Annotated in this window: 14 protein-coding genes; 11 read left to right on the forward strand and 3 right to left on the reverse strand. The window is 67.8% G+C overall.

From position 1 onward, the window contains the following. Together G6N57_RS06245 and G6N57_RS06250 are read left to right on the forward strand one after the other, a co-directional pair. Positions 1 to 1158: a hypothetical protein gene (locus G6N57_RS06245; protein WP_077739730.1), complete on the forward strand. Its 1158-nt coding sequence runs from the start codon at positions 1 to 3 to the stop codon at positions 1156 to 1158. Positions 1159 to 1240: 82 nt separating this feature from the next. Then, positions 1241 to 1744, forward strand: coding sequence for a pyridoxamine 5'-phosphate oxidase family protein (locus G6N57_RS06250; RefSeq protein ID WP_077739731.1), 504 nt, complete (start codon positions 1241 to 1243; stop codon positions 1742 to 1744). Here the strand turns inward: G6N57_RS06250 and G6N57_RS06255 are convergent. Beyond that, entirely contained in the window at positions 1741 to 2706 is a 966-nt protein-coding gene (locus tag G6N57_RS06255; protein WP_077739732.1) for a pirin family protein, read from the reverse strand. The genes G6N57_RS06250 and G6N57_RS06255 overlap by 4 nt on opposite strands. A 44-nt stretch (positions 2707 to 2750) precedes the next feature. Here G6N57_RS06255 and G6N57_RS06260 point away from each other — a divergent pair, with 44 nt between their 5' ends. Continuing rightward, the gene (locus tag G6N57_RS06260) at positions 2751 to 3017 is read left to right on the forward strand and encodes a DivIVA domain-containing protein (RefSeq protein WP_077739733.1); all 267 of its coding nucleotides are present in this window, start codon (positions 2751 to 2753) and stop codon (positions 3015 to 3017) included. Between the two features lie 234 nt (positions 3018 to 3251). Here the strand turns inward: G6N57_RS06260 and G6N57_RS06265 are convergent, their stop codons facing one another. Beyond that, on the reverse strand, positions 3252 to 3545 hold the full coding sequence (locus G6N57_RS06265) for a WhiB family transcriptional regulator (protein ID WP_019344794.1): 294 nt from the start codon (positions 3543 to 3545) through the stop codon (positions 3252 to 3254). Between the two features lie 386 nt (positions 3546 to 3931). Between G6N57_RS06265 and G6N57_RS06270 the strand changes: the two genes are divergently transcribed. Beyond that, positions 3932 to 4714: a transcriptional regulator gene (locus G6N57_RS06270; RefSeq protein ID WP_077739734.1), complete on the forward strand. Its 783-nt coding sequence runs from the start codon at positions 3932 to 3934 to the stop codon at positions 4712 to 4714. A gap of 13 nt (positions 4715 to 4727) precedes the next feature. Here the strand turns inward: G6N57_RS06270 and G6N57_RS06275 are convergent, their stop codons facing one another. Next, entirely contained in the window at positions 4728 to 6224 is a 1497-nt protein-coding gene (locus tag G6N57_RS06275) for a MinD/ParA family ATP-binding protein (RefSeq protein ID WP_097926321.1), read from the reverse strand. A gap of 392 nt (positions 6225 to 6616) precedes the next feature. Here G6N57_RS06275 and G6N57_RS06280 point away from each other — a divergent pair, with 392 nt between their 5' ends. From G6N57_RS06280 to eccCa, 7 genes are read left to right on the forward strand one after another with little or no spacing between them, the layout of a single operon-like run. Then, positions 6617 to 8122: an EspA/EspE family type VII secretion system effector gene (locus G6N57_RS06280; protein ID WP_077739735.1), complete on the forward strand. Its 1506-nt coding sequence runs from the start codon at positions 6617 to 6619 to the stop codon at positions 8120 to 8122. Positions 8123 to 8153: 31 nt separating this feature from the next. Then, complete coding sequence (locus G6N57_RS06285) at positions 8154 to 8465, forward strand: ESX-1 secretion-associated protein (RefSeq protein ID WP_077739736.1); 312 nt, start codon at positions 8154 to 8156, stop codon at positions 8463 to 8465. A gap of 9 nt (positions 8466 to 8474) precedes the next feature. Then, positions 8475 to 9323, forward strand: coding sequence for an ESX secretion-associated protein EspG (locus tag G6N57_RS06290; protein WP_077739737.1), 849 nt, complete (start codon positions 8475 to 8477; stop codon positions 9321 to 9323). A gap of 14 nt (positions 9324 to 9337) precedes the next feature. Then, a complete protein-coding gene (locus G6N57_RS06295; protein WP_077739738.1) occupies positions 9338 to 9895 on the forward strand; it encodes a secretion protein EspD in 558 nt (185 codons plus the stop codon). Beyond that, positions 9888 to 11612, forward strand: coding sequence for a type VII secretion AAA-ATPase EccA (gene eccA / locus G6N57_RS06300; protein ID WP_077741793.1), 1725 nt, complete (start codon positions 9888 to 9890; stop codon positions 11610 to 11612). The genes G6N57_RS06295 and eccA overlap by 8 nt, the downstream gene beginning before the upstream one ends. Positions 11613 to 11614: 2 nt before the next feature. Continuing rightward, a complete protein-coding gene (gene eccB / locus G6N57_RS06305) occupies positions 11615 to 13057 on the forward strand; it encodes a type VII secretion protein EccB (protein ID WP_077739739.1) in 1443 nt (480 codons plus the stop codon). Next, entirely contained in the window at positions 13054 to 15282 is a 2229-nt protein-coding gene (gene eccCa / locus G6N57_RS06310; RefSeq protein ID WP_077739740.1) for a type VII secretion protein EccCa, read from the forward strand. The genes eccB and eccCa overlap by 4 nt, the downstream gene beginning before the upstream one ends. Positions 15283 to 15284: the final 2 nt, after the last annotated feature.

The raw sequence follows: 15284 nt of genomic DNA on the forward strand, positions 1-15284 counted from the left end.
ATGAGCAAATGCCCGCGGTGCTTCACCCCGCTGAGCCCGAACAATCACCTGTGGACGCTGCCCGCGCAGGCCGGCGGCACCCGCTATCGCGACGACGTCGCCTCCGCCTATGTGGGGGCACCCGCCGATTGCGGTCCGCTCTACACCTGGACCCGCACGCCCGGTTACAACGGCCCGCCACCGCCGGTGTCCGAGGCCAGCCGGGCACTGCAGGGGCACGCGGTGGAGATCTGTCCGGTCTGCCACTTCACGCTTCCCGAAGGCTTCCGGGAGGGACACGCGATCTGCATCGCGCTCGCCGGCGCGCGGGCCACGGGCAAGAGCCTCTATATCGCGGTGCTGGTCAAGCAGCTTGAGCTGTTGTGCGAGCGGTTCGGTGTGGTGATGGAACCGGTCACCCGGGCCACCGTGCAGAACTACGCCACCAACTACGAGGGGCCGCTCTACGTACAGCGGGGTCTGTTGCCGCCCACTCCGACAGTGCACACCCAGGCCCCGAATCAGCGTGAGCCACTGGTGTTCTCGATCGGTGTCTGGCACGGGGTGCGCCGCTTCCTGGTGCTGCGCGACGTGGCGGGCGAGGACCTGGAGAACGGTGACCTGCGTGCGCCGCCCTTCCAGTTCTTCGGCCATGCCGACGGGGTGTTCTTCATGTTCGACCCGCTGCGGGTAAAGGCCATCCGCGACCAACTGCAGGACCTGCTGCCGCCCCAGCCGTTCAGCGGCGGGGAACCCCGCTCGGTGCTGGGCAATCTGCTGCTGGCGGTCAACCCGGGCCAGCCCAAGCTGGCGGTGATCCTGTCCAAGTTCGACGTGCTGCGGGCGCTACGGGACGTGCAGGGTTCGGAATGGGCGCTGGTGATGTCGAACGGGGGAGCGGCCTTCCTGCGCGACACCTCCGACGGCAAGCGGTACGACGACGTGGACGGCCAACTGCTCGACCAGGAGGTGCGCAGCTTGTTGGTCCGGCTGCACGGCGGGTCGATCGTCGCCGGCGTCGAAAATCCGGCCGCGGGTCCGCGGCTGACGAGCCGGTACTTCGCGGTGTCGGCGCTCGGTCATGCGCCTACCGGGAACCGATTGCACGCCAGGGGCATTGCCCCGTTCCGGTGCGTGGATCCGGTGCGCTGGGTGACCTCGCAGTTCGGCGTGTTGTAGTCGGAAGCCCGGTATCCGACCGGGCTTCCGGGGCCCGGTGGGTCCGTGGCTATGGTGGGCTGACCGAGCAGAGAGGTGACAGGTGGGCAAGAACGAGCGCACGAAGATCGTCATGAGTGACGACGAGATCGCCGAATTCATCGAACGCAGTCGGACCGCCACGATGGCCACGGTGCTGCCCAACGGCCGGCCCCACCTGGTCGCCATGTGGTACGCGGTCGTCGACGGTGAGATCTGGTTCGAGACCAAGGCCAAGTCGCAGAAAGCGGTCAACCTGCGCCGCGACCCGACGATCACGGTGATGATCGAGGACGGCGACACCTACGACACCCTGCGCGGCGTGTCGATCGACGGCACCGCGGAGATCGTTGACGATCCGGAAACCCTTCTGCGCGTGGGTATCAGCGTGTGGGAGCGCTACACCGGTCCCTACACCGACGAGATGCGCCCGTTCGTCGACCAGATGATGAACAACCGCATCGCCGTGCGGGTGGTGCCCAACCGGCAGCGCAGCTGGGACCACCGCAAGCTCGGGCTGGGAGAAATGCCGTTGGGCGGCAGCACGGCCCAGTACCTGAACGCCTAAGACGGCCGCGGGCGCGGCTTGAGCCTGCCGTTGGGTAAAGGCGGTGCGGGTAGCCGTGCGATGGGGCCTTCGTAGCCCTGCACGTCACCGAACCGGGCATCGTTGGCCTGCCACAGTTCACGGTAGGTCGCGATGTCGTCGTGGCTGCGGCCGACGAAGTTCCACCACATCACCAGCTCTTCGGTGAACGGCGGCCCGCCCAGCAGGATCGCCCGGGCCGGGCCGTCTGAGCGGTTGGCCAGCTGCAGCTGTGCCCGCCCCGGCGCCTGGTAGGCCAGATCGGCGACGGCCAGCGTGGTGCCGCATACCTCGATCGCACCCTGGTCGAGCAGGACGCCGTGTTCGAAGCTCGGGTCGACATCGAGCGTAAGCACCGCACCGGCATCCAGGTCGATCTGCGCGCCCAGCAGCGGTGTGAAGGTGTGCACCGGCGACGCTGAATCGACCAGCTCGCCGAGAAACACCCGGATGGTGGCGCCGTCGACCGCCCGGGGTCGTGGTGCGTAGTGGGCGAAGTCGCGCCCGGTGTCGCGGTCCGAGTCCGGCAGGGCCACCCACAGCTGCACCCCGTGCAGGAGCGTCGTGTCCGGCGTGGAGACCTCCGAGTGGCAGATGCCTGCGCCCGCCGTTATCAGGTTGAGCTCACCCGGGCGGACCATGGCGTGCACTCCTGCGCTGTCGCGGTGTTCGATCAGGCCTTCGAAAAGCCAACTCACCGTTTGCAATCCGGTGTGCGGATGGGGCGCCACGTCCATGCCCCGGCCCGCGGCCCGGACGTCGTGCGGCCCGTAGTGGTCGGCGAAGCACCACGCCCCGATCATCGACCGGTCCCGCTGTGGCAGAGTGCGCCGGACCAGCATCGCCCTCGGCCCGCCCAGCGGCACCTCGCGCGGGTGCAGCACCCCGGTGAACTCCGAGTTGGCGCAGGTGACTTCGGCAGGCGCCGTATCGGTATTGCTCATGATCCTCACGGTAACCGCGTTGAGGCGAACCGGACGCGGTTAGCATGACCCGCATGACCGGGGGATTGACAGCCGAAGACGTTCGCAGCACCGAATTTTCGAAGCCGCCGCTGGGCAAGCGGGGTTACGACAAGAAGTCGGTCGACGATTTTCTCGCGCTGGTGGCCCGCAGGCTGGACGGGCGTGGGCACCTCGGTGCCGATGACGTCCGCAACATCGTGTTCCCGAAGCCGCCGATGTTTCAGCGCGGCTACGACGAGGACGATGTCGACGCTCTGCTCGATGCGGTGGTCGCCCAGCTCGAGCGATAATCCAAGGAGAAGTTGGGGGACGGTGCCGTCACTGCGCCTCTCGGCGAGTGGTCGCTCGAAGCGACTGTTCTGGTGTGGGGCCCGGGGCAATGCCCGACACCGTCTGCGGGTGTAACGACATACCCCGGGCCCCTATTCCTCCCCCGGTGGAAACTCGCCCCTGCCCTGCCGTCCCCTCGAATCGGCAGCGTAAAGGCCAGATAAAAGTACTGGTGTGTTGCGCCGGTCGCGGGTTCAGGCGGCTTCGGGGAAGACCAGGCCCAGTTTGCGCACCGGGTAGCCGTTGCGCTCGGCCAGCGATCGGAGCTGCTTGAGCGCGAAGGTTCGGCCGCGGCCCGCCTCGGGAACCATGATGCCGGCCCAAAGTCCTTCAGCGCGGGGCAGTTCGCAGGCTTCGCGGGCGCACAGCCAGCGCCGCGGGCACTCCCGGCAGATGACCTTCGCCTGATCGTCGGGGGTGGAGGTCCACCGCTCCGGGTCACTGGTGCACACGCCGAGCGGGATGCCGTTTGCCATCAGTGCGTTCATGCTGCTGCTCCTGGTTAGGACTTGTGTTGCGGTGTGTACCGCGTTGGGGGGAACGCTATAGCAAGAACCGTAGCGATGCAACAGTTTGGTCGAAACCGCAGCGGTGCAACGCTACGGAAATTTGCATTGGTAACGATGGTGAACCACCAGCGGAAAGTCCGTTTAGATCTAAAACTGCACGTCAGACCGCCGAGAGGTACCTTTGTGTACCCGTAGCATGAGTGCGGTTTGGGCTGGAGAGAAGCCGTAGCGTCGGGGTTGTTTGCTACGGATGCGAAAAACCCATTGCGTAGCGGTGCTGCGGTCTGGGGTTAGGATTGAGGGGTCCCGGCAACCGCTTCAGCACTCGGCTGAGGCTGAGCACATTGGCGAGGAAACAGCCCCGTATGACCGACGCTGAGTACGACCTCGCCACTGGCGAGTTCGATGTCGGACTCATCCGCGCCGGCGCCGCAGCCGCGGCCAGACGCCGTGAACTCGACATCAGTCAGCGCAGCCTCGCGGCGGACGGGATCATCAACGCCGGAGCCCTCATCGCATTCGAGAAGGGGCGCAGCTGGCCCCGCGAGCGCACCCGGCTCAAGCTGGAAGAGGTACTGCGCTGGCCGCCGGGCACCATCGCCCGGCTACGTCAGGGTGGGCCGGTACCGGATCCGACGATGCCGGCACCGGTACCCGTGGAACCACCGACCGTGGTCACCGCCCAACCGCAGTTGACGACGACGCCGCCCGCCAGTGACGAGGTCCCGCTGATCGCGCAGGCGGTCCTGACGGCGGTGAACACCCTGGAGTCGACGATCGCCACCCTGCCGGCCGTCGGGGAACCCGAGTTCACGCCGCGGGTCACGTCTGTGCTGGCCGACCTTCGTCAGCTCGAGGCGGTCGCGGCCCGCGCCGCGCGGCTCAGCATGGTGACGCCCGCGCTGATCAAGGCGCTCAGCGCGGTGCGGCGCCAGATCGACGAGCTGACCACGCTTGCCGCTACCGCGCCCGGGGCCACCCTCGGACAGCGGCTCTACGCCGCGCGTCGCCAGGCGAACTTGACGCTCAGTGAAACCGCCACGGCGGCAGGCGTTCCCGAGGACATCGTGGCCCGCGCCGAGGCGGAATACCCCGTCGACGCCCCCGCCGTCCACGCCCTGGAGGCGCTGATCGGCGCAATGCGCTGATCAGCCTGTCCGGCTAGTGGTCCCGCCGCTCGTCGGAGGTGGGGAAGTGCTCGGCCAAGGCCGCGGCGATCTCCAAGAACTTGCGGCGGGTCGGAGTCGACATCTCCCTGGGATCGACGACGCCGCCGGGCCGCAGGTGCCCGTCGAACGGCACCTCGATCACCCGCTGGCCCTGACCAGAGAACTGTCCGGCCAGGATCGTCCGCGTGCGCTTGTCAGCGTGGCCGTCAGAGTCGTTGAGCACCACCACGGTGCGCTGCAGCAGATCCGTCATCTCGTGGGCGGCCAGCCAGTCCAGCGTCTGGCCCGCGGTGGCGGCGCCGTCGACCCACGGTGAGGACACCACGATCAGGCCGTCGAGGTCGCGCAGCACCTCCTGGGTGACCGGCGAGTCCATGGTCGAACTGCAGTCCACCACCGAGATCGAGAAATGCTTGTCCAGACGGGTGGTCGCCTCGCGGTAGATCGCCGCGTCGAGCACCCGGCGCCGGGCCGGCGTGCCCTCGCCGGCCAGGACGAACAGCCCGGCGGCGTTGGTGCCGACCCGACTGCGCACATCGGCGAACGAGTCCAGGTGGCGGTCGTTGGCGAGTTCCCAGTACGAGCTCTGGGCCTGCGGGTCGACGCGGCTGCCGAGCTTGCCGAACGAGGTGTCGGCGTCGATGGCCACCACGCGATCGTCCTGGCGCAGCTGGGCGAATATCGACCCGACACTGGCCGAGACGGTGGTCTTGCCGACCCCGCCCTTGCCCATCACGCCGACTTTGTAGTGACCGCGCAGGAGGCCCTTGATCTTGGTCTCCAACTCGGCCATCCGGAGGTCCTCGGGTGACGGGCCGGGATTGACCAGTCCGAACGTCGCCCGGTAGACGAACAGTCGCCAACCACTGCCGGGCGGCTGTCGCTTCGGCGGCACGAGGTCGTTGACCCGGATGCGGTCGGCGTAAGAGCCGGTCGGCAGTGGGGGAACGGAAGGTGCGGCAGCCGGATCGGGCGCGAATCCGCCTTCGGCAGGCCAGGGTTGGCCGGGCGGCGGCCCATAGGGCTGCTGCGGAGGCCCCCCGGGTCCGGGCGGCCGCTGAGACGGAAGCTGCCAGCCGGGAGGATGCTGCTCCCACGCATCCGGACGGCCTTCCGGGTGTCCAGGGGCGGGCGGCGCCTGGTTCGGCGGCGCTTGGCGGGCATCGTGCGGAGGCTGGGTCGGTGCGGGCGGTGGCGGCGGCGGTGCCTGCTGTTGCGGAGGGGCCGGCGGAGCGGGAGGCGCTTCCCGGAACGTGCTGCGGGCCCGCTCGGCGTCGGGATCGGTCGGTACGCCGTGAGGGGAGCCGGAGTCGTCGGGATCGGTGTTCTCCGGAGCTTTGGACGGCACGAAATTGACCGGCGGACGGCCGGGGATCGATGGCGGCTCTGGCGGCTTACGACGGGTTGGCCGGGTGTCGGGCTCGAAATGGGATTCCTCCGGACCCGTCCAGCCGAGCTCTCTACGCAAGGTGTCGTCGGGGTCGGGCACGCCTGAATCTCCTCCGGAACTCACACACGGGAACTTTGAACGTGCTCAAGTATCGACCACAACGGGTCCGGCATGCATGATCCGCCCACAATCGACCCGAAATGACGGTGCAGCAAATTTGCGCGGCAAACCCCGGCGCACACCGGAACCCGGGTGCAAAGTGGCGAGCCAGGGACGGCGCGGGACACCGGCGGCGCCACATTGCGCGCCGCGTACGGAGCCCGTGCGTCGCGATTTGGGCACCGCCCGGAAAACGCTCTCTCAACTGCAATAAACGGTGGTCGGAGTCCCTTCCGGGACCGTCCATCAAGCCGGGTCGGAGTGCCGAAATTGGTGCGCTGACCGGGCCTGATGCGCTGGTAATCTCTGTTCCGGCGAAGGGGATACGGGGTATGGGGCTGCTGGGTGATATTGCCGCTTTCGGCAAAGGCGTGATCGAGAACAATCTGAAGTTGGCCGAGCGCGCCGCCAACTTCTTCGCATCCCAGATCGGCCCGCGTCTGATCAGGGCGGCCCGGTCGCCCATCATGGTCGCCGGTCAGCAGACCATCGAGTCGATGAAGCGCAGCACCGGAGTCGGGGATCCGGAGAGCGGGCAGCGCTTCGGTGACGGGGCAGAGCAGATGGGCGCGGTCGGGCAGGTGCTCGCGTCGGCCTTCCCCGACGACAGCTGGAACAGCGGCGGGGCCAGCGCCTACGCCGGCCGCAACACCGAGCAGGTCGGCCGCGTTCAGACCATGCTCGGGCTGGACAACATGGTGGCCGGGGTGTTGTCAGCCGAGGCCGGCCAGATCGCGGCTGCCCGCGACAGCCTCGATGGGCATTCCGACTGGCTGGGCGCGATGAGCCTGCTCACCACGAGTGCGGGCATCATCCCGGGTTTCGGAACGGCGGCCCAGATGTCGGCCGAGGTCGCGATGGTCGCCAAGGCCATCAGCGATTCGAGCGGCGACCTGAAAACCTTGCATGGGCACATCGATCAGAACGCGGCCGTGTTGCGTACCGCGGCAGCGCAATACGCGACGCTGGCCGGCGCTGCCGCCCCCAACGGCGCGGAGTTCGCCCCGCCGGCCGGGGAGGACCCGGACGCGGCGCCCGCACCGGCAGACCCCGAGGCAGACGTGCCGGGCGGCTCCCCGAGCAGCGCCGACGCCCCCTCCGGTGGCGGCGCGTCCGGCGGAGGTGCACCGTCCGGCGGTGGCGGAGGTGGCGCACCCACGAGTGCGCCGACTTCCGCATCGGCGCCCTCGATGCCGTCGACCGTGCCGGCATCCGCGACCCCTCCGAACTCAGCCGCCGCCTCCGAAGCTGCCGGCGCGCTCGGCGGGATTCTCGGGTCGTTGGTGAGCCCGCTCGGCGGGATTCTCGGCGGCGTATTGCAGGCCGCCGGGCAGGCGGCCACCCAGGCGGCACAGGCTGGGACCCAGGCGGCGCAGCTGGGCAGTCAGGCCGCCGGGCAGGTGGGCGGCGCCGGTACCGACGCGGCCCAGCTCGACAAGGTGTCCGACAGCGCCGATGCCGACGGCCGCGCCGACGGAGACCGGGACGACCGCGACAAGGACGATCAGGACGACGACAAGGCCGGCCGCGACGAGGCGGACGAAAAGGACGACAAGGACGGCGAAGGCCGAGAGGACGAGCCTGACGAGGGTCGGGCGGGCGGCCCGCCCGCAGCGGATTCCGCCGGTGAACCGGCTGATCCGCCCGACGCCGGAGGGGACGACGAGGCCGCCAAGACACTGCCGCCTGACCTGGAGGCCGTGGCCGCCGGCCGCGGCGTCGCGGGCCCGGCTCCGGTGCATGTCGGGGCGGATTTCGAGCAGGGCCAGCTGCACATGGCAGCGGCGGCTACATTAGATCGCGGTGTACCCGGATCTGCGGCCGTGATCGACAGGTAAGAATCCGGGGACAGGGATCGAGGGGAATTTCATGGCGGGTGATTTGCGGGTTGCCACCGCTCATTTGCACGAGCTATCGGCCAAACAAGGCCAGGCTGCCAGCAGCCTGGCCGTGGCCACCGGAGTTGTCGACGGTGTCGACGCCTCGGTGCGCGTCACGCACGGGCCGATTTCGTCGTCGACGGCCGCTGCCGTCGCGGCCGCGCTCAACGCGCGTCGAGCTGCGGGAACCGGTATGGCCAAGGTGTCGCGGGATCTGGGGGAGAAGCTCACTCGCGCCGCGGGTGGCTACGACCGGACGGATGCGACGATGGCCGGCGCCCTCCGTGGAACCGTTCGGTAGGGCGGACCGATGACGAATCCTTTCAGCGCTGACGCGAATACCGCGGCTATCGACGACGTCGTCGGGGCCGAACTGACCATCGACGGAATCTTGGTGGTCGCCGACAAGCTGGGACTGTCGGACTTTCCGCCCTCGATGGGCATCCGGCTGAACATCCCACAACCTGACCTGCGCAAGACCGTGTGGGAACAGGTCGAGCGGGATCTCATGGCCCAGGGGGTGCTGGACGTCTTCGGTAGCCCCCACCCCGAGGTGGCAGCCATGCTCGACACCTTGAGCCGGCCCGAACGCACGCTGGAGGGGCGCTGGTGGCGCCGCGACGTGGGCGGGAAGATGATCCGGTTTGTGGTGTGCCGCAAGGGCGGTCGGCATGTGGTCGCCGCGCGTGACAACGACATGCTGGTGCTGCAGCGGGTGGCCGCACAGGTGGGCCTGGCCGGCATGGTGATGACCGTGCTCGGGGAAGGCATGCCGGCCAACGTCGAGCCGTTGACCGGTGTCGCGGCGACTCTGGCGAATTGCCGGACCGCCGACGAGCTGACCGGCTACGGGATTCCGCCCACCTCGGCGCGGGTCTACGCGAACATCATCTCCGAGCCCGAGAGCTGGGTGGAGCTCGTGGTGTCCGAGCGCAATCCGGGCGGCACCACATCTCAGGTCGACGTCGCCGCTGGGGTGCTCGATTCGAAGCAGGGACGCATCGTGTCCATCCCGCGCCGGGTGAACGGGGAGCTCTACGGCAGCTTCCTGACCGGAACCAAGGACAATCTGCAGCGGGCCCTGGACGGATTGATCGAATTCCTGCCTTCGGGCTCGTGGTTCGACAAGTCCGAACCGGATAGCTCCTACCTGCACTGAAAGAGGCCGCCACGGTGGGTGACTTTCCGCCACATCATCCGGACGACGATGACGACTACGACGATCTATCGGCGCTGGATTTCGCGTCCTCGGACGACACCTCGGACGCCGCGGGTCTCGATGCGCTCGGGACGTACAGCGACGACGGTGTCGTCTTCGGCGATTTGGGGTCGGATGAGGCAGAGTCCGACGACGGTGGGTATTCAGAAGGGTCTGTCGACGAGGACGAGAACCTTGAAGTGCCGCTGTTCACCGTCACCAACCCGCCCGAAACCGTCACGGTGACGGCGTTCATGGACGGTCGGGTGCATCAGATCGAGCTGGCACCCAAAGTCACCACCCTGACCGAACGGGATCTCGCCGAGGAGATCCTGGTGATCGCGGGCCTGGCTGCTCAGCAGGCCAAGTCCGCCCAGTACTCATTCATGCTCGCCGGTATGCGCGAGCATGGGCACGACGACGCGGCGACCCGCGACTTTCTGACCCGCGACCTGGATCTGCTCACCCCGGAGCAAGCCGATGATGCTCGGGCCCAGGTCTTTTCGACTCGCTATGGAGGCGATCATGGTTGACCACCTCGCTGGGATGTTCGGCTCGGCAGTCGGGATGCTGAGCAGTTCCCCGGCCCGTTCGCTCGAGATGTTCACCGAGATCACCAATTACGACGAAACCGCGTGTGACGCGTGGATCGGCCGGATTCGGTGCGGTGACAACGATCGGGTGACGCTGTTCCGGGCCTGGTATTCGCGCTCGAACTTCGGGCAGTTGGCCGGCACCGCCGAGATCTCGATGAACAGTGTCGGCGCACGGATCCCGATCGGCGGCATCTACGGCAAGGACATCTCCTACCCGATCAACTCGCCGCTGTCGATCACCATGGGCTTTGCCGTGCAGGAGGCGGCAGAAGGAAACTTCGCCGACGCGATGGAGGCATTGGAAGGAGCACCGGCCGCCGGGTCCGATCATCTGGTGTCCTGGGTGAAGGCAGTGATCTACGGTGCGGCGCAACGCTGGACCGATGTGATCGACCAGGTGCGCGGCGCCGACCAGTGGCCCGACAAGTTCCTTGCTGCCGCGGCGGGTGTGGCCCACGGGGTGGCGGCGGCCAACCTGGGGCTGTTCACCGAGGCCGATCGTAGGCTCACCGAGGCCAATGACACTCCGGCCGGCCAAGCGTGCGCACCCGCGATCGCCTGGTACCTGGCAATGGCCCGGCGCTACCAGGGCAACGAGGAATCCGCCCAGGTACTCCTGGAATGGCTGCAGGCGAACTTCCCCGAGCCCAAAGTCACTGCGGCACTGCGTGATCCGGCCTACCGGCTGGAGACTCTCACTCCCGAGAAGATCGCGGCCCGCACCGATCCCTGGGACCCGTCCAGCGTCGTGGCCGACACCTCGGGACGCGACAAGCTGCTGGCCGAGGCGCAGGCCGAGCTCGACCGGCAGATCGGCCTGGGCCGGGTCAAGGAGCAGATCGAGGCCTACCGGGCAGCGACCCAGATGGCCCGGATCCGTGCCGCGCGCGGCATGAAGGTGGCCCAGACCTCCAAGCACATGATCTTCGCGGGTCCCCCAGGTACCGGCAAGACGACGATCGCGCGCGTGGTGGCCAACATCCTGGCCGGTCTCGGCGTCATCGCCGAACCGAAGTTGATCGAGACCTCGCGTAAGGATTTCGTCGCGGAGTACGAAGGTCAGTCGGCGGTGAAGACGGCCAAGACGATCGATCGCGCGCTCGGCGGCGTGCTGTTCATCGACGAGGCCTACACACTGGTGCAGGAGCGCGACGGCCGCGCCGACCCGTTCGGCACCGAGGCGCTGGACACCCTGCTGGCCCGGATGGAGAACGACCGCGACCGGTTGGTGGTGATCATCGCCGGCTACAGCAACGACATCGATCGCCTGCTGGAGACCAACGACGGCCTGCGTTCGCGGTTCGCGACCCGGATCGAGTTCGACTCGTACTCGCCCGACGACATCGTTGAGATCACGAAAGTCATTGCCAAGGCCAATGATTCACAGCTCGACGACGAGGCGGCCAAGAGGGTGCACGAGGCGGCGAGCCTGCTGAGTCAGCGCACCCTCAACGGCAAGCCGGCCCTGGACATCGCCGGTAACGGGCGCTACGCCCGGCAGCTGGTGGAGGCCGGTGAGCAGAACCGCGACATGCGGCTGGCCCGGTCGCTGGACTTCGAGAACCTGGGTGTCGATCAGCTCAGTGAGGTCAACGGAGAAGACATGGCGGCAGCGATCGCGGCGGTGCACAGCCGCCTGAACATCGGCGAATAGGGATGGCAGGCTTCCGGCTCACCACCAAGGTCCAGGTCAGCGGCTGGCGCTTTCTGCTGCGCCGCGTCGAGCACGCCATCGTGCGCCGGGACACCCGGATGTTCGACGATCCGCTGCAGTTCTACAGCCGCGCGGTGTTCGCCGGTGTCGTGGTCTCGGTGCTCATCTGTCTCGGCGCGGCGTTGATGGCGTATTTCAAGCCGCTGGGCAAGCAGGGCAGTGACCAGCTGTTGGTCGACCGCACCACCAATCAGCTCTACGTGATGCTGCCCGGCAGCAACGTGCTGCGGCCGGTGTACAACCTGACGTCGGCCCGGCTGGCCCTCGGCAATTCGGGGACTCCGTCGGCGGTGAAGTCCGAGGAGCTCAATCGGCTGCCCAAGGGCCAGCCGATCGGTATCCCCGGTGCGCCGTATGCCACGCCGACGGGTGTGCCCGCATCGCGCTGGACACTGTGCGACACCGTCGCCAAGCCCGACAGCTCGGCACCCAAGGTGGAAACCTCCATCCTGATCCGGTCGCTGGCAACGGATCTCGCGGTCGGCCCGATGCGCCCGAACCAGGGCATGCTGGTGTCGTTCGAGGGCGGTAACTGGCTGGTCACCGCCGACGGCCGGCACAGCATCGACCTGGGCGACCGCGCGGTGAGCTCGGCGGTGGGCATCCCGGTCACCGCCAAGGCCACCCCGGTCTCGGAGGGGCTGTTCAACGCGCTGGCCAACATGGGCCCGTGGCAGCTGCCGGCGATCCCGGCCGCCGGAGCGCCGAATACCGTTGGGCTGCCGGAGAATCTGGTGATCGGGTCGGTGTTCCAGACGGCCACCGAGTCCGATCCGCAGCACTACGTGGTGTTGCCGGACGGTGTCGCCCGCGTCAACCCCACCACTGCGGCGGCCTTGCGCGCCACCAACTCCTACGGACTGTTGCAACCGCCCTCGGTCGAGGCGAGCGTGGTGGCCAAGATCGCCGAGCAGGTGTACGTGTCGCCGCTCCCGGACAAGCCGCTCGAGGTGCTGCTGCGGCAGGACTCGCCGGTGTTGTGCTGGGCCTGGCAGCGTGAGCCGGGCGATCAGGCGCCGAAGACCACGGTAATCGCCGGCCGCCGCCTGCCGATCCCGTCGTCGGCCGTCGGCACCGGGATCGACCAGATCGGCGGTGACTCAACGGTGTACATCGAAGGCGGTCAGTTCGTGCGGCTGCAGTCGCCGGATCCCCGGGTGGGCGAAAGCCTGTATTACATCGATCCGCAAGGGGTGCGGTACGGCATCGCCAATGACGATGCCGCGAAGAATCTGGGCTTGTCCGGTTCGGTGAACGCACCGTGGCAAGTCGTCGGGCTGCTGGTGGAGGGCCCGGTGTTGTCGAAGGACGCGGCGCTGCTTGAGCACGACACGCTGCCTGCCGACCCACATCCGCGCAAAGTCGAAAGCAAGCAAGGCTCATGACGACCAAGAAGTTCACCCCGACGATCAAGCGCGGGCCGCGGCTGACACCGGGCGAGATCAACGTCGCCGCACCGGATGACCTCGGGATCGAGATCCCGCCGTCGGGCATGCAGAAGGCCATGCCCTGGGTCATGGGCGGCTGCATGCTCGGCATGATCGCGATCATGATCTTCACCGGCGTGCGTCAGCTGTCGCCGTACATGCTGATGATGCCGCTGATGATGATCATGGGCACCGTCGGTTTCATGTCCGGCGGCGGTCAGGGCGGCAAGCGGGTTCCCGAGATCAACGCCGACCGCAAGGAATACCTGCGGTACCTGGCCGGCCTGCGTACCCGCGTGACGTCGTCGGCGTCGGCTCAGGTGGCGTTCTTCGGTTACCACGCACCGCATCCCGAGGATCTGTTGTCGATCATCGGAACGCACCGGCAGTGGTCGCGTCAGGCCAACTCGGACTTCTACGCCGCCACCCGGATCGGCATCGGTGCCGAGATCGCGGTCGACCGGCTGCTCAAGCCGAACACCAGTGGCGAGCTCGCCGGCCCGCAGGGCGCGCCGCAGCCGCACCTGGAGCCCGTCAGCCACATGTGGGTGACCAAGTTCCTGCGCACCCACGGCTTGATCCAGGATTGCCCGAAACTTGTTCAGCTGCGGACATTTCCGACCATCGCCGTGGGTGGCGACATCGATGGCGCGGCGGGGCTGCTGACCGCGATGATCTGTCATCTGGCGGTCTTCCATCCGCCAGACCTGCTGCAGATCCGGGTGCTCACCGACAACCCGGAGGATCCGAACTGGTCGTGGCTCAAGTGGTTGCCGCACGTCCAGCACCAGACCGATACCGATGCGGCCGGGCCCACCCGGCTGGTCTACACCCGTCCCGACGGGCTGAGCGATCTGACCGCGCGCGGCCCGCACAGCGCCGACTCCGCGCCAGGCGGCCCCTACGTGATCGTGGTCGATCTGACCGGCGGCAAGGCCGGTTTCCCGGTCGACGGCCGGGCCGGCGTCACCGTGCTCACGCTGGGCAATCACCGCGGCTCGGCCTACCGGCTGCGGGTCGATGCGGACGGTACGGCCGACGACAAGCTTCCGAACCAGAACTACCGCGAGGTGACGCGCGTCGTCGACCGGATGACCCCGGCGCAGGCCGGCAGGGTCGCCCGCAAGCTGGCCGGCTGGTCGATCACCGGGACGATCATCGACAAGAACGTCCGGGTACAGAAGAAGGTCTCCAAAGAATGGCACCACCTGGTGGGCGCCAAGTCGGTGGAGGAAGTGACGCCCGCGCGCTGGCGGATGTTCACCGACACCGACCGGGACCGGCTCAAGATCCCGTTCGGTCACGAGCTCAAGACCGGCGAGGTGATGAAGCTCGACATCAAGGAGGGCGCCGAGTTCGGCGCAGGCCCGCACGGCATGCTGATCGGCACCACCGGCTCGGGTAAGTCGGAGTTCCTGCGGACCATGATCCTGTCGCTGGTGGCGACCCATCACCCGGATCAGATCAACTTGCTGCTCACCGACTTCAAGGGCGGTTCGACCTTCCTGGGTATGGAGAAGCTGCCGCACACCGCGGCCGTCGTCACCAACATGGAAGAGGAAGCCGAGCTCGTCGGCCGTATGGGCGAGGTGCTCACCGGTGAGCTCGACCGGCGCCAGCAGATCCTGCGTCAGGCGGGTATGCAGGTCGGCGCCGCGGGCGCGCTCTCGGGTGTGGCCGAGTACGAGAAGCACCGCGAGCGCGGTGCGGACCTTCCGCCGTTGCCGACGCTGTTCGTGGTGGTCGACGAGTTCGCCGAGCTCCTGCAGAACCATCCGGACTTCATCGGGTTGTTCGACCGGATCTGCCGCGTCGGCCGCTCGTTGCGTGTCCACCTGCTGCTCGCCACCCAGTCGCTGAACACCGGCGGCGTCCGCATCGACAAGCTCGAGCCCAACCTGACCTACCGAATCGCGTTGCGTACCACCAGTTCCGCCGAGTCCAAGGCGGTGATCGGCACGCCGGAGGCGCAGTACATCACCAACAAGGAGAGCGGTGTCGGCTTCCTCCGGGTGGGCATGGAGGACCCGGTGAAGTTCAGCACCCTCTACACCGGCGCCAACTATGTGCCCGAGGTGGAGGACTCCGCGGACGGCGAGGCCAGGCCTCGGGAGAAGCGGCAGGCCCGGGTGCGGATCCACCAGTTCACGACGACCCCGATTTTTGATACGGCGGTGAGCTAGCC

The sequence above is a fragment of the Mycolicibacterium boenickei genome, assembly GCF_010731295.1.
In the GTDB taxonomy this organism is placed as follows: domain Bacteria; phylum Actinomycetota; class Actinomycetes; order Mycobacteriales; family Mycobacteriaceae; genus Mycobacterium; species Mycobacterium boenickei.

Bases quoted from the DNA above. Each gene is read 5' to 3' on its own strand.
- G6N57_RS06290 (WP_077739737.1), top strand. From the start codon at position 8,475: ATGACGAATCCTTTCAGCGCTGACGCGAATACCGCGGCTATCGACGAC.
- eccCa (WP_077739740.1), top strand. From the start codon at position 13,054: ATGACGACCAAGAAGTTCACCCCGACGATCAAGCGCGGGCCGCGGCTG.
- G6N57_RS06255 (WP_077739732.1), bottom strand. From the start codon at position 2,706: ATGAGCAATACCGATACGGCGCCTGCCGAAGTCACCTGCGCCAACTCG.
- G6N57_RS06270 (WP_077739734.1), top strand. From the start codon at position 3,932: ATGACCGACGCTGAGTACGACCTCGCCACTGGCGAGTTCGATGTCGGA.
- G6N57_RS06265 (WP_019344794.1), bottom strand. From the start codon at position 3,545: ATGAACGCACTGATGGCAAACGGCATCCCGCTCGGCGTGTGCACCAGT.
- G6N57_RS06260 (WP_077739733.1), top strand. From the start codon at position 2,751: ATGACCCGCATGACCGGGGGATTGACAGCCGAAGACGTTCGCAGCACC.
- eccB (WP_077739739.1), top strand. From the start codon at position 11,615: ATGGCAGGCTTCCGGCTCACCACCAAGGTCCAGGTCAGCGGCTGGCGC.
- G6N57_RS06245 (WP_077739730.1), top strand. From the start codon at position 1: ATGAGCAAATGCCCGCGGTGCTTCACCCCGCTGAGCCCGAACAATCAC.
- G6N57_RS06285 (WP_077739736.1), top strand. From the start codon at position 8,154: ATGGCGGGTGATTTGCGGGTTGCCACCGCTCATTTGCACGAGCTATCG.
- G6N57_RS06280 (WP_077739735.1), top strand. From the start codon at position 6,617: ATGGGGCTGCTGGGTGATATTGCCGCTTTCGGCAAAGGCGTGATCGAG.
- eccA (WP_077741793.1), top strand. From the start codon at position 9,888: ATGGTTGACCACCTCGCTGGGATGTTCGGCTCGGCAGTCGGGATGCTG.